This is a genomic window from Paraburkholderia sp. J76 (assembly GCF_905220295.1).
GTDB lineage: Bacteria > Pseudomonadota > Gammaproteobacteria > Burkholderiales > Burkholderiaceae > Paraburkholderia.
The window spans coordinates 240704-255223 of sequence record NZ_CAJMZJ010000002.1 but is presented as its reverse complement, the minus strand read 5'-3'; the positions used below and the strand labels follow the sequence as shown (position 1 = coordinate 255223).

General features: G+C 63.9%; 10 protein-coding genes. 5 read left to right on the top strand and 5 right to left on the bottom strand.

What is annotated here, in order from left to right; translation table 11 throughout:
* Positions 1 to 118 precede the first annotated feature (118 nt).
* Together U5768_RS04665 and U5768_RS04660 are read left to right on the top strand one after the other, a co-directional pair.
* Positions 119 to 628, top strand: coding sequence for a (2Fe-2S)-binding protein (locus tag U5768_RS04665; RefSeq protein ID WP_322029209.1), 510 nt, complete (start codon positions 119 to 121; stop codon positions 626 to 628).
* Entirely contained in the window at positions 629 to 2872 is a 2244-nt protein-coding gene (locus U5768_RS04660) for a xanthine dehydrogenase family protein molybdopterin-binding subunit (RefSeq protein ID WP_322029208.1), read from the top strand.
* Positions 2873 to 3066: 194 nt separating this feature from the next.
* Here the strand turns inward: U5768_RS04660 and U5768_RS04655 are convergent, their stop codons facing one another.
* The 3 genes from U5768_RS04655 to speB form a co-directional block, all read right to left on the bottom strand.
* Positions 3067 to 4587 carry a purine-cytosine permease family protein gene (locus U5768_RS04655; protein ID WP_322029207.1) on the bottom strand — a complete coding sequence of 507 codons (1521 nt, stop codon included), beginning with the start codon at positions 4585 to 4587 and terminating at the stop codon, positions 3067 to 3069.
* 199 nt (positions 4588 to 4786) lie between these two features.
* The gene (locus tag U5768_RS04650; RefSeq protein ID WP_322029577.1) at positions 4787 to 5863 is read right to left on the bottom strand and encodes a polyamine ABC transporter substrate-binding protein; all 1077 of its coding nucleotides are present in this window, start codon (positions 5861 to 5863) and stop codon (positions 4787 to 4789) included.
* Positions 5864 to 5929: 66 nt separating this feature from the next.
* Entirely contained in the window at positions 5930 to 6907 is a 978-nt protein-coding gene (speB, locus tag U5768_RS04645) for an agmatinase (protein WP_322029206.1), read from the bottom strand.
* 134 nt (positions 6908 to 7041) lie between these two features.
* On the opposite strand from speB, the gene U5768_RS04640 reads away from it, so the two are divergent.
* Positions 7042 to 7974, top strand: a complete 933-nt coding sequence (locus tag U5768_RS04640) for a LysR substrate-binding domain-containing protein (protein ID WP_322029205.1) — start codon at positions 7042 to 7044, stop codon at positions 7972 to 7974.
* A gap of 327 nt (positions 7975 to 8301) precedes the next feature.
* Here the strand turns inward: U5768_RS04640 and U5768_RS04635 are convergent, their stop codons facing one another.
* Positions 8302 to 10974: an excinuclease ABC subunit UvrA gene (locus U5768_RS04635; RefSeq protein WP_322029204.1), complete on the bottom strand. Its 2673-nt coding sequence runs from the start codon at positions 10972 to 10974 to the stop codon at positions 8302 to 8304.
* A gap of 486 nt (positions 10975 to 11460) precedes the next feature.
* On the opposite strand from U5768_RS04635, the gene U5768_RS04630 reads away from it, so the two are divergent.
* Entirely contained in the window at positions 11461 to 11913 is a 453-nt protein-coding gene (locus U5768_RS04630; protein ID WP_322029203.1) for a MarR family winged helix-turn-helix transcriptional regulator, read from the top strand.
* A 15-nt stretch (positions 11914 to 11928) separates the two neighbouring features.
* The gene (locus U5768_RS04625; RefSeq protein WP_322029202.1) at positions 11929 to 13152 is read left to right on the top strand and encodes an MFS transporter; all 1224 of its coding nucleotides are present in this window, start codon (positions 11929 to 11931) and stop codon (positions 13150 to 13152) included.
* 51 nt (positions 13153 to 13203) lie between these two features.
* Here U5768_RS04625 and U5768_RS04620 read toward each other — a convergent pair whose 3' ends face one another.
* The gene (locus U5768_RS04620) at positions 13204 to 14499 is read right to left on the bottom strand and encodes an MFS transporter (protein ID WP_322029201.1); all 1296 of its coding nucleotides are present in this window, start codon (positions 14497 to 14499) and stop codon (positions 13204 to 13206) included.
* Between the last annotated feature and the right edge of the window lie 21 nt (positions 14500 to 14520).

The following is a 14520-nucleotide window of genomic DNA, read 5'->3' as shown; positions in this document are numbered from 1 at the left end:
GGCTTACAGGGGATCGAGGAAATGATCGCTGGCGCGGCGCACGGCGGCTTTCAATAATCAACACGTGCAGCGGACGCGGTGGTGCGATCCGAAGCGGCAACAATACGGGAGAGCGCGAGTGATTGCGATTGTGGTGAACGATACCCGGCATACCGTTGACGATGTGCCGGACGACATGCCTTTGCTCTGGGTGCTGCGCGACCGCCTCAAGCTTACCGGCACGAAGTTCGGTTGCGGCAAGGGTTTGTGCGGCGCCTGTACGGTGCACCTCGAAGGCGAGGCGGTGCGCTCGTGCGTGCTGCCGGCGGTGGCAGTGGACGGGCAGCGCATTACGACAATCGAAGGCTTGTCGCGCGACGGGCGGCATCCGCTCCAGCTTGCCTGGATCGCCGAAGACGTGCCGCAATGCGGCTACTGCCAGTCGGGTCAGCTAATGCAGGCTGCGGCGCTGCTCGCGCATGCCGGCGTGCCCGACGACGCCACGATCGTTTCGACCATGTCGGGCAACGTGTGCCGGTGCGGCACGTATGGGCGGATTCATCGGGCGATCAAACGCGCCGCTTCGGGCGATCCAGCGTTGAACCTGGTCGTGACCGCGACGCCGGGCCACGCCGGCAAGGGGGACTGAATGCGCCGCGATCGTTCGTCCATGCACGGCGCCGCGCGCCGCCGCTTTCTGAGGCAGGGTTCGGCGCTGCTCGCTTCCGGCCTCGCCGTGGGCTTCATTCTGCCCGAAGCCCGCGCCGGTGAGACCGGTCCATCGGGCAGTGGCGACCCGCATCCTCAGCCTGGCGCCTTCGAGCCGAACGCATGGGTGCGCGTGCTGCCCGACGACACGATCAAGCTGGTCGTGCACAAGCACGACTCCGGCACGGGGACACACACGGCGCTCGCAGCCGTCGTGGCCGAGGAACTCGACGTCGACCCGTTTCGCGTGGAGGTCATCACACCCGAGGATCCCTTCTTCCCCCAATATATTCATCCGCTCTGGAAAGTGTTTTCGACGGGCGGCAGCACGAGCGTCGCGCTTGAATACGAGAGGCTGCGCCGCGCGGGCGCAACAGCGCGTGCGATGCTGATCGAGGCGGCCGCACAGGCGTGGGGCGTGCCGTGCTCGGCCCTCGCGACCGACAACGGGTATGTGACTCACGCCGCGGGAGGGCGACGCGCCAACTACGGATCGCTTGCTGCGCGCGCGGCGAAGCTCCCCGTACCAAAGGACGTTGCGCTCAAGTCTCCAGGCGAATTCAAATACGTGGGCAAGCTGCGCAAGAAGCGCGACGCCGCGCAGAAGACCAATGGCAGCTTTCCCTACAGCATCGACGTTTCATTGCCCGGAATGCGCGTGGCCGTGATCACGCGTTCGCCGATGATTGATGGCCGCGTGCGTAGCGTCGACGCGAAGGCGGCGCTCGCGATACCGGGCGTGCGCGAGGTGCTGCAAATTCCGGCGCGCCCCGACGTGCCCGGCGGCAATCAGGCGGGCGTCGCCGTGCTCGCCGACGACTACTGGGCCGCCCATCGAGGGCAGGCAGCGTTGCATCTCGAGTGGGACGAGAGCCCTTTCGAGTCGTTCGACAGCAGTACGCTCGCTGCGCGGCAGGCCGCGTGGCTCGACGATCCCGCTGCGCGGGTCGTGCCGACGATTCAGGACGGCGACGCCCGTGTGATCCACGCGGCCGGTTCGCGGACGATCGAGGCTTCCTATTCGATGCCGTACAAGGCGGCAAATCCGATGGAGCCGATCAACGTGACCGCCTGGGCGAGAAATGGCGGCATCGAATACTGGAGCGGACTGCAGGTGCCTTCCACAGCGCTGGAAGCTGCCAGGGTAATCGGTAGTATTCCTGATCGTCGCGTAAAGCTGCACGAGCTCGTCTCGGGTGGGAGTTTCGGCGCCCGCGAATCGAAGTACTGGCTCTTCGAAGTGACGTGGCTCGCACTCAGAACGGGCAAACCCGTCAAGCTGATGAACAGCCGTGAAGACGAGATGCGCGCGCTGTTCTATCACGCGGCGAGCCATCATCGCGCGAAAGCGGTGATCGATAGGCAGGGCCAGCTCGCCTCGCTCGAATTGCGTGCGGTGGCCCCGGCTTCGCCCGAACAGTGGGAGCCCGGCTACTTCGGTCGCGCTGACCGCATGGACTACAGCACGACCGAGGCCATCACGAAGTGGGAATTCGCCTATAGCGCGCCACATCGCGACATCGGCTGGGTGCGCCACGAAACCGGCGTGCCGACGGGCTGGTATCGTGCCGTGAGCTACATTCCCAACGTGTTCGCCGTGGAGTCGATCATGGACGAGGCAGCGCACGCCGCGCGCCGCGATCCGCTGGAGTTTCGCATCGCGCATATGCGCGATCGGCCCCGGCACATCGCGGTGCTACAGGAATCGGCGCGCCGTGCCGGCTGGGGGCGGCCTTTGCCCGCTGGCACGGCGCTCGGCATATCGAGCAATCAGGCCTATGACAGCTACATCGCGGTGATTGCACGCGTGGCACGAAAGGGCGACGCCATCGTCGTCGAGAAGCTCACTTGCGTGGCGGATTGCGGCCTCGCGGTGTCGCCGACCAGCGTAGAGGAGCAACTCTACGGCGGCCTGATGTGGGGGCTCGGACACGCCACGCGCGACCGCATCGATATCCGCAACGGGCGCGTGCAGCAGAGCAACTTCGATACGTACCCGGTGATCCGCATGAGCGACATGCCGGACGTCGACATTCATATCGTACAGGGTGATGCGAACAAGCCAGGCGGGGTGGGGGAGCTGGCGAGCCCGTCGGTCGCACCGGCAATCGCGAACGCCGTTTTTCGTTTGTCAGGCAAGCGCCTCCGGGTTACGCCCTTCGACCTGCGAATCGCCTCCGGCTAACCGGAAAACGCAAATTCAAAATCGGATGGCGATGCAAAAAGTCAGATACGAGCGAACGCGGTAACGTCGCGTTATCGTGTTTCAATCATCCGGTCGATTTCCTCGCGCACAAATTGGCGGACCGTGCGCCGCATCGCGCGCGCGAGCAGCGACGCATCGATCGTCCCGACTAGCTGGCGAACGAAGCGCGACGTTCAGTAGCTGTTCTGCTGGATAGCCGGCGCCTCGCCTCCCCGGCGGACAGAGCGATTACCATCGCGCACGAAGCGCCGCCCCTGCGGTCCGTACACACCATCCGGTTCCTGGAACAGCGTCAGCAGTGTCAGATACAGCACGCTGCTCACGAGCAGTGACACCGGCACGCTGAGGTCGAGTCCGCCCGCGAAATGGCCGAGCGGCCCGACGAACTGTCCCGGCAGGTTCACGAATGACAGACCGATGAGGGCGGCCGGTAGCCACGCGCCCATCGCACGCAGATTCCAGCCGCGCGTGAACCAGTAGTGCCCGCCGTGGAGCCCGCGATTGAAGACCTGCAGGTCGTCGGCGAGATAGAAGCCGCGGCGTGTCACGTAGCCGATGACCATGATCGCCATCCACGGGCAACTGAACGTGTCGATCAGTGTCGAGAACGTCGCGACGCTTTCGACGAGGTTGAACGCGAAGCGGCCGATGAAGATGAACGCGATCGCGAGCGTGCCGATCAGCAGCGTCGCGCGGACGCGGTTCAGAAACCGCGGAAACATGCTCGACACGTCGAGTCCAGTACCATACAGCGCGGTCGTGCCGGTTGACATCCCCCCAATAATCGCAATCAGGCACATCGGCAGCAGGAACCAGCGCGGAGAAACCGCCAGCAGGCCGCCAACGTAGTCGTTCGACGCGATGAATGCGGGTGCCTTCGTTGCAATGACCGTTGCGGTGGCGAGACCGAAGAAGAACGGCACGAAGGTGGCGATCTGGGCGGCGAACACGGCGCCCATGACGCGATGCTTCGGCGTGCGTTCGGGAATGTAGCGTGCCCAGTCACCGAGGGCCGAAGCGAAAGACACAGGATTGCTCAGCGCAACCAGCACGGCGCCGACGAACGCGGCCCAGAAACCCGCGCTGCCCTCGCGCACCGCGCCCGCATAGTTTATGTCGAACAGGTTTGCGAACGCGATCAGTCCTGCGACGAACATCAGGCTCGCGGCCCAGACCGCGATCTTGTTGACCCATAACATGAAGCGGAAGCCGTAGATGCAGACGATGAGCACAAGTACCGCCATGACCATGTACGTTGCGCCGAGCGTCCAGCCGTTGACCGGCACGCCGGCCACTTCGTGCGCGCCGCCGACGAGCGCATCGCCGGAACTCCAGACCGCGAGCGAGAAGAATGCGATCGACGTGAGCAGCGCAAGGAACGAGCCGACGATCCGGCCGTGAATGCCGAAATGCGCGCCGGACGACACGGGGTCGCTCGTGCCATTGCGCGGGCCGAACAGGCTCATCGGCGCCAGGAGGCAGGTCCCGGCGAGCACGCCGAGCACGATCGCGCAGAAGCCGGCCTTGAACGACAACCCGGCCAGCACGGGAAAGCTGCCGAGCACCGACGTGGAAAACGTGTTGCAACCTCCAAACAACAGGCGGAACAGATCGATCGGCCGTGCGTATCGCGACGCATCGGGGATGCGCTCAAAACCGAACGACTCTACCTGCATAATACTGTTTTCACTCATTGTGTCTCCAACTTTCTTGTATGTCTCTCCCGCGGACGGACGCGGCATCGCGAGCGATTCACGGCCGCCCGGAAAGAGATCACAGGTGTGTACGTCCATAGACGACAATGCTAAGGATTTCTAACAATGCCGCCTGGTCAGCCATGAACGGACTGGCCGTAGTACTGCGTCTCGCGACGCAATCGATGCCGTTCAGGCTTTATCCCCCCGATTTCAACTGCGTCCACAGCCTGCTTTCGAGCCGTTTGATCGTCGGCGGAAGCGGCTTGAGCAGGAACAGCGTATTCAGCACCGACTCAGGTGGATATACGGTCGGATCATTCAGAATCTCGGGGCGCACAAACTTGCGCGCGGCGGCATCGGCATTGGGATAAAACACCTCGTTGGTGATGGCCGCATGGACTTCGGGCTGCTCGATATAGTTGATCCACTGGAGCGCGGATTGCGGGTGCGGCGCATCTTTCGGGATCGCCATCATGTCGAACCACACCGGCGCGCCACCGGCCGGGATGAAGTATTTGATCTCGTAGTTCTTGTGGGCTTCGCGCGCGCGATGACTTGCCATCGACACATCGCCCGACCAGCTGAGCGCAAAGCAAATGTCATCACCGGCGAGATCGTTGATGTAGGTGGTCGCGTTGAATTGTGTGATATAGGGGCGAACGCTTTTCAGCTTTTCATAGGCGGCCTGATAGTCCGCCGGATTCTCGCTGTTCGGGTCCTTGCCTAAATAGTGTAGCGTGACCGCGAACACGTCGGCCGGCGCGTCGAGTACGGATACGCCGCAGCTCTTCAACTTGCTCAGATATTCGGGCTTGAAGAGGATGTCCCAGCTGTCGAGCGGCGCATCGTTGCCGAGAATCGCTTTGACGCGTGTGAGGTTGTAGCCGAGTCCTGTGGTGCCCCATGCCCACGGTACCGCGTATTGATTGCCGGGGTCCGCGTCGGCGACGAGCTTGAGCAGATTGCGGTCCAGATTCACCAGGTTCGGCAGCTTCGATTTGTCGAGTTTCTGATAGATGCCCGCCTGGATCTGTTTGGCAAGAAAGTTCGAGGTTGGCACCACCACATCGTAGCCGGTCGAGCCAGTGAGCAGTTTTGCCTGCAAGGTTTCGTCGCCGTCGTAGACGTCATAGCGCACGTGAATGCCTGACTCCTTTTCAAAATTCGGTACGGTATCCTTTGCAATGTAGTCCGCCCAGTTATACAGATTGAGTTGCTTGTCTTCGGCATGCGCGCTCGCGGCGAACGCAGCAAAAAGTAGTGCCGCCAGCATCGGCGTCGTGATGGTCTGGGACATGATGGTTACCCGGAAAGGTTTTCGATGGGGCCTGCGGTGGTCTTACATGTGTTGATGGCGTTGAAGCTTCTGGTTTCGCATCAGGCACAACATGTCGACCGCTAGATGGGCGGCGGCGAGCGCAGTCACGTCGCTGTGGTCGTAGGGCGGCGACACCTCCACCACGTCCGCACCCACGAGATTGACAGGGCCCAGCGCGCGAACGATTTCCAGCGCCTGCGCTGAACTGAGTCCACCGGCTACCGGTGTGCCCGTGCCGGGTGCGCAGGATGGATCGAGACAGTCGATGTCGAAGGTCAGGTAGGCGGGCGCGTCGCCGACGATGGCCAGTATTTCGTCGATGGTCGCCTGCGTACCATTGCGATGCACCCACGGCGCGTCCAGAACGCGCACGCCCATGAAGTCCTCGTTCCATGTGCGAATGCCGATTTGCACCGAACGTGCAGGATCGATGAGCCCTTCGTGGATCGCCTTGTAGAACATCGTGCCGTGATTCAGCGAGTCGGGATTGTCATCCGGCCAGGTGTCGCTATGGGCGTCGAAGTGGATCAGGCTCAGCGGTTTGCCGTACTTTTCCGCATGCGCGACGAGCAGCGGGTAGGTCACGTAGTGGTCGCCGCCCAGCGTCAGCATGCGCGTGCCGGTTGCGAGAATGCCGCGTGCGTGGGCGACGATCGCGTCGCGAATGCCGAGCGGATTGTGGGCGTCGAACCAGCAGTCGCCGTAGTCGACGACATTTAGATGATCGAACGGGTCGATGCCCCACGGAAACGCACCCAGCTCGGACAGCAGCACCGATGCGGCCCGCATGCCTGCCGGACCGAAGCGGGTGCCGGGGCGGAAGGTCGTGGCGAGGTCGAGTGGAATGCCAGATACGGCGACGTCGACGCCGTCGAGATCGCGCGTGTACGGCCGGCGCATGAAGGACAGTACGCCCGCGTACGTCGGAGGCGAGGGTTGCCCGGCGATGCCCGCTGCGGCGGTTGGCGTAAGGTGGGAAGGCGCGAGATTCAGGGTCATACGGATCGTTCCGGTCGGTTTTAACGGGTGCCGTCACACAACTATTGCTCATGTCTGCCTGAAAGGCAGAGCGCGTATGGGTGGCGACAGGCTGTATCATTGCGAGTAAGAATTCCGGCGAAAAGCGAAAAATCTTGCTGGAAGTATCGATATTTTTAATATCTTCCGATTACGGTTCCATGCGCAGACTTCCCCCCCTGCAGGCCTTGCTCGCCTTCGACGCCGCTGCGCGGCTCGGCAGCTTCACGCGCGCGGCGCAGGAACTCGTACTGACGCAATCGGCAATCAGCCATCAGATCCAGCAACTCGAGGAATGGACCGGGCAGCCGCTGTTTCGGCGCATCGGGCGCGGGGTCGCGTTGACCGCCGCTGGCGCGCTATACGCTCAGACGGTAACCGAGGCGCTGGCCACGCTCGCCGATGGCCGCGACCGTATCGAGCCGTATGGCAACCCGGATTCGGTCATCGTCGTATGCGCACCCGAGTTCGCATCGGGCTGGCTGATGCCGCGCATGCGCGCGTTTGCGAAGGCGTTGCCGAATATCGAGGTCTGGCTCGTGACCGGGGAAAAGGTCAACGAGATCGATCGCGTCGATGTCGATCTTGTCGTTTCGTCAAGGGAGATTCGCACGCCCGAAGTGGTGTGCGAGCCCTTGCTCGACGAAGATGCTATCGCGATCTGCGGACCGGAGACCGCGCGCCGCTTGCGCTCGGTGCCGTTCCCCGAGGTGCTGACGCAGGCGCCATTGCTGATTCATGAGGCGCGCCCGGAATGGGCGCCCTGGTTGCCTGAATTGAGGCGAGGTGGCTTGCGAATACGGCGTGCCATGACGGTCAGCGATCCGTGTTTCCTGGTGGCAGCGGCCGGGCAGGAGGTGGGCATCGCCATGGTGTCGCGGCTGACTGCGGGTGATGCATTGACATGCGGGCGCGTCAAAGTCTTGTCTCAGGTACCGGGATTCACGCTCAAGCCGCTTTGGTTGATGCGCTCGGCGCAGCCGGCGCGTTCCGCTGCGGTGGATGCGGTTTATGAGTGGATGACAACGCTCTGCAGAAGTGGGAAGTGACGATTTAACGCGCCTCGTTTCCATCTGCAGCAACTCATGCAGTGTCAGGCGCTGCGTAGTTGACAGGGACGGGTGTCGTTGATCGAGGCGTCAAAGTGGCGCTCTGGCGGGCGTTGTCGAGTTTGCTGCTGCCGGATAACTGCGTCTCAGGATCATAGGTATCCTTATCAGATAGCTGTTTCAATTGCGGCAGAGACATTCCAGTCATGCCATGTGTCGAGGCGCTCTCCGTCATAAGACAGGAATACTTATCTTTATAGGTGGAAACTACACACCGACTCCGACCAGGCGCAGGCAGCAGCGTCTGCGGCGAGGCGAGTCCTTTCGTTATCGATGACGGCCCCGTACAGCCGATTCGCCCCGCGCCAACTCCTGCGCGACAAAGTGCGCGGTTCGGCTGCCAGACGTTCGTGCCACCTGTTGCGGCGTGCCGGTCGCCACCACGCGGCCACCGGCGTCGCCCGCGCCTGGTCCCACATCAATCACCCAATCGGCTTGTGTCACTGCACGCATGTCGTGCTCGATCATGACCACCGTATTGCCCGCGTCGACGAGACGCTGCAACTGCACCAGCAATCTATCGGCGTCCGCAGCATGGAGCCCCGTAGTCGGCTCGTCGAGCACGTACAGGTTGCGGCCCCGCTGGCTGCGCTGCAACTCCGTGGCCAGCTTGATGCGCTGCGCTTCGCCTCCGGAGAGTTCGGTGGCCGGCTGTCCCAGGCACAGGTATCCCAGCCCGATCTCTCGCAGCAATTGCAGCGGGCGCGCTACCACGTCCTCATTGGCGAAGAAGTCGCGGGCTTCATCCACGCTCATCTGGAGCACCTCGGCGATGTTGCGCCCGTTCCAGCGTACCTTCAGTGTGGCTTCGTTGTAGCGTGCACCGTGGCAAGTCGGGCAGGGCGCATACACGCTCGGCATGAACAGCAGCTCCACGCTCACGAAGCCTTCTCCCTCGCAGGTCTCGCAGCGCCCCTTGGGCACGTTGAACGAAAACCGGCCCGCGTCGAAGCGGCGGCGGCGTGCATCCGGCGTGGCGGCAAATAGCTTGCGCACGTGATCGAACAGGCCGGTATAGGTGGCCAGGTTCGAACGCGGCGTTCGGCCAATGGGTTTCTGGTCCACCTGCACCACGCGCTGCACGGCATCCACATCACCGGCCAGATGGCCTCCAGTGGTTTCGATCACGGTTGGCCCTTCGCTTGTGGCTTCGGCCGAATCGTCCTCGGGTTCGTGGCCCAGATGCAGGAGCACCAGCTCGGGCAATGCTTGTGCGAAGAGGCTGGATTTGCCGGAACCGGAGATCCCCGTGACCGCGGTCAACACGCCCAACGGAACACGCGCGTCCACGCCGCGGAGATTGTGGCGTTGAATCCCCCGCAGTTCGAGCCATCCGCTGGGCGTGCGTCCGCGGCTGGGTGGCGCGGGCATCTCGTCGAACAGGTAGCGTGCGGTGCGGGATTCGGCGATCGCGCGCAGGCCTGCGGGTGCGCCGCTGTAGAGCACGCGGCCGCCGCGCTCGCCGGCGTCCGGTCCCACGTCTACCAGCCATTGCGCGCGGCGCATCAGATCCAGGTCATGCTCGACCACGAACACCGAATTGCCCGCGTCGCGCAGCGTGTCGAGGGCGTCGTAGAGGGCGTTGCTGTCCGAAGGGTGCAGGCCCGCCGAAGGCTCGTCGAGCACATATACGACGCCGAATAACATCGAACTCAATTGCGTCGCGAGCCGAAGCCGCTGAAGCTCACCCGCCGAGAGCGTTGGCGTAGCGCGATCCAGCGTCAGATAACCCAGGCCTAGTCCTCGCAACTGGCGCAACCGCGCGACCACGCCTTCGGCGAGGCGCTGCGCGGCCATGCGCTTCTCCTCCGACAATGCGGAAGTGCGGCGCACGTCTGGTGAGATTGCGTGCGTGGCCCGGCCCGCGGTTGCGCGCGCGGCGCGGTCGCGCCGGGTCGCTTCCTTGTCGGTGCCTGCTCCGGCAGAATGGGCGCGGAAATCGCCATGTGCTATGGGTTCGAGCAGGTTAGCCAACCGGTCCAGCGACATTTGCGTTAATTCGCCAATGTCCACGCCAGCAAAGGTCACGGACAATGCCTCCGGTTTGAGCCGCTTGCCGTGGCATGTGGGGCATAGCCTTCCTTCCATGAAGCGGGACACGCGTTTTCTCATCAACGCGCTTTGCGTGTTGGCGAAGGTATGCAGCACATAACGCCGCGCGCCGGTGAAGGTGCCCATGTAGCTCGGCTCCAGCTTGCGCTTGAGGGCGACGCGGGTTTCCGCGGGCGTGAGGCCCGCATACACGGGGACCGTGGGTGTTTCCTCGGTGAACAGGATCCAGTCGCGGTCTTTCTTCGGCAGGTCCTTCCACGGCCGGTCGACGTCATAGCCCAGGGTCACCAGAATGTCGCGCAGGTTCTGCCCATGCCAGGCGGGCGGCCAGGAGGCGATGGCGCGCTCGCGGATGCTCAACGACGGGTCCGGCACCATGGTGCCTTCGGTCACCTCATACACACGGCCCAGACCATGACAGGTGGCGCACGCGCCCTGCGGCGTGTTGGGCGAGAAATCCTCGGCATACAGCATCGGCTGGTTCGCCGGGTAGGCGCCAGCGCGCGAATACATCATGCGTACGAGACTGGACAGGGTAGTCACGCTGCCTACGGAAGAGCGTGCGTTGCTGGCGCCGCGTTGCTGTTGCAGCGCCACGGCGGGCGGGAGGCCGTCAATGGCGTCCACGTCCGGTACGCCCACCTGGTCGATCAGGCGCCGCGCATAAGGCGCGACCGACTCGAAGTAACGCCGCTGCGCCTCGGCATAAATGGTGCCGAACGCAAGCGAGGACTTGCCTGAGCCGGAGACGCCTGAGAACACGACGAGCGCGTCGCGCGGGATGGAGACGTCCACATCCTTGAGGTTATGCTCGCGAGCACCGCGCACTTCCACGAAGCCGCTGACCGAGGTATGACGAGACAACTTACCGGAAGGCTTTTGGGACACTTCGCACTCACCGTTCGATGGGCTGTGCGCCCGTTCAATGTAGACAGCTTGCGCTGTACGTGCCAACGCGAATCGTCCGATATTAACTATCGGTCCATGCGTCGCGCTTTGGCCAGACAGGTCTTCAGCATATCGATAATCGCGTGCACACGCATCGGGGCCGGGCGGCCGCGCTCGAGGACCGCGCGAGAGACGCGTTCGCTGAGAAAGGGAAGAGTCGTCGACGTTGTGGCTCGGTTCCGCGAGTCGATCCCGGCACGATCGACGAAGGTGCGTTTTCGGCGTTGCCAACTTGACGGCAACTGCTGAGGCAAGATAAAGAACGAATCGGTATCCTTATCAACGTGCCAACCTGGCTGAACGGAAAAAACGGCGCGCTTTATCGCCAGTTCGTCTTCCAGCGGTGCCTGAGCTTGATCCCGCCCCCAGACCGAAAATATGAAGGTTATCTTTGCAGTTTACCTTCACATCTCCTAGAATGGGCAGATGACCGAGCGCGCCAGAACTTCTCCACCCGACCTCGCCGCGTCGCTTGCCGGCGACCTGCGAGCGCTCGTTGGGCAACTGCGCCGGCGCTTTCGCGAGCAGGCGATCCTCGGCGACTTCACACCGTCGCAGATGGCGGTCCTGCTGCGGCTCGAACGCGAGGGGCCTGCTACCGTGTCGAACCTCGCGCGCGCGGAGGGCATGCGCCCTCAGTCGATGGGCACGCTCATCGGGCCGCTAGAGGCGGCGGGCCATATCAGCGGCGCGCCGGACCCCAACGACGGGCGCCAGACGCTCTGGTCGCTCACCCAGGCGTTTCGCGACTGGCTCAAGGAAGGGCGGGCGGCGCGTCAGGACTGGCTCTCGCGCCGGATCGAGGCGCGCCTTGGCGACGCCGAGCAGCAGCAGCTCGCCGCGGCAGTCGAACTGCTCAAGCGGCTCGTGGCCGAATAAGGCGAGGCGGTCGATATGGGCGCTCCCGCTTCGGGTTTTTTCCGCTCGCTCAGGAGTTACAACTACCGCGTGTGGTCGGCGGGCGCGCTCGTCTCGAACGTCGGCACGTGGATGCAGCGCACGGCGCAGGACTGGCTCGTGCTCACGGGCCTCACGCACCACAGCGCGGCGGCGGTGGGCATCGTCATGGGCCTGCAGTTCGGCCCGCAGATGCTCTTCATGCCCTGGTCCGGCTTCGCCGCCGACCATTTCGACCAGCGCAAGTTGCTCATGGTGACGCAGGCGCTGCTCGGCGCACTTGCCATCGCGCTGGGCGTGCTCACGGCAACGGGACTCGTGCAGCTTTGGCACGTGTACGTATTCGCGTTCCTGTTCGGCTGTACGACGGCATTCGATTCGCCGGTGCGGCAAACCTTCGTCTCCGAACTGGTGGGCGACGCCGATCTCTCCAACGCCGTCGCGCTCAATTCCACGTCGTTCAACGCCGCGCGCATGATCGGGCCTGCGGTGGCGGGGCTCGTGATTGCATCGGTGGGCGTGGGCTGGGCCTTTCTGCTCAACGGTCTTTCGTTCGTCGCCGTGCTGATCTCGCTTACGCGTCTGCGCGTGGACGAACTGCGTTCGGCGAAGCTCAGGCAGCCCGCGAAGGGCGGCATTGCCGCGGGATTCCGCTACGTGTGGGCGCGCCCCGACTTGCGGGCCATTCTCGTCATGCTTTTCCTGATCGGCACGTTCGGGCTGAATTTTCCAATCTTCATCTCGACGATGGCCGTGAACGTTTTCCACGCCGACGCGGGACGCTACGGACTCCTTTCTTCCATGATGGCGGTGGGCACCATGAGCGGCGCTTTCTTCGGCGCGGGGCGCAGCCATCCGCGTTTCGTATCGCTGCTGTTCGCCGCGGCGGCGTTCGGGGTGGGGTGTGTGCTGGCTTCCGTTGCGCCGGGGTACTGGTGGTTTGGCGGCGCGCTCGTGATGATCGGCATCGCGGCCCTCACGTTCACCACCGAAACCAACAGCCTCATGCAACTTTCCACGGAGCCCGGCATGCGCGGCCGCGTGCTGGCGATTCGCCTCGCCGTGGCGCTCGGCGGCACGCCCATCGGCGCGCCGATCGTCGGGTGGATCGCCGACCACTGGGGGCCGCGCTGGGCCTTGCTGGTGGGCGCGGCTTCCGGCTTCGCGGCGGCCGTTGTCGCGGCTCGCACGCTCGCGCGGCGTTCGCGCGAGACGTCGTAACGTGACGCGCCGGGACGCCATCCATTCACCCGAGGCGTGACTTCGATCCCCTTATTCCCGCTCGTTCTCAGTCGCGAAGCGCATTGTCTTTGCGTTTAGCGTTTCGGTTCGCGCTTCGTCGAGACCTTCAATCGAGCGCAGCCGCGCAGGCGCCGAGAACACGATGATCGCGAACTGAATGGCGAATCCGCAAGCGGCGCCCACGAGGCAACTCGTCATGCCCAGGCGCGTGCTCAGAAACGCGCCAAGCAGCGCGCCGAGCGGACGCGCGCCGAACGTCGCCATCATGATGACCGACGAGACGCGCGCGATCAGGTCGCGAGGCGTGACGACCTGGCGCAACGCCGTGGTCGAGATGGTCCAGACGATCGGCCCGAAGCCGAACAGAAAAAAAGCCATAAACACGGTGGCGCGCGAATGCGTGAGCGGGGTGCTCGCCATTAACAGCGACGCAAGTGCGGCGCTCATCGGGCCGAGCAGGATTTGGCGCCCGAAAACAAGGTGTTTTGCGATGATCTTGTAGAGAAACGCGCCGCCCACCATGCCGAAACCATACACGCCCAGCGCCGCACCCACGGCCGATGGCGCGAACGCGAGCCGGTGGATCGCGTACCAGGCGAACACCGCGAGCAGCAGATACCACGACGTATTGAAGACGAAGGCCGTCGCCACGATTGGCCGCAGATGTGTGCTGCGCGCGATGAACTGCACGCCGTCGAAGAGTTCCCGCGAGAGCGCGCGGCGCGAGCGTGGGCGACGCGCCTCGGCGGGCAGGCGTGCGAGAAACCAGGCGCTCGCGAGCGACAGCGCGAAGGCCGCGAGAAACGCGAATACGCCCGACGCCCAGCCCGCGAAAATGCCGCCTACGGAAGGCCCCGCCGTATAGGCGATGCTGCGCGCGATTTCGAGCCGCTGGTTGGCGGTGAGCAGATCGCCCGTTTCGACCATGGCCGCGACGAGCGAGGGCGCGGCGACGCTGAACACCACGGTGCCCGTTGCGATGGCGAAGCCCAGCGCGCCGAGTGTGTCGAGCGTTAGCACGCGTGCATGAAACAACGCGAACAGCACGAAGAGCGCGGCGGCGCGCAACAGTTCGGTTGCGATCATGAGCGGCTTGCGCCGGCTGCGATCGGCAACGAGACCGGCGGGCAGCGAGAGCAACAGGAACGGCAGCGTGTTGACGGCCTGGAGCGAGGCGCTTTGCTCAGCGCTCGCGCCCAATGCCACCACGGCGACGATCGGGATGACGGCGATGGCCATCTGCTCGCTGAATTGCGCCGCGAGACTCGCGTGCGAAAGATTGACGACGACGCGCTGCGGGTGGGTGTTGCCTGGCGTGATTCCCATCGTAAATGTCCCGAAGTTCGA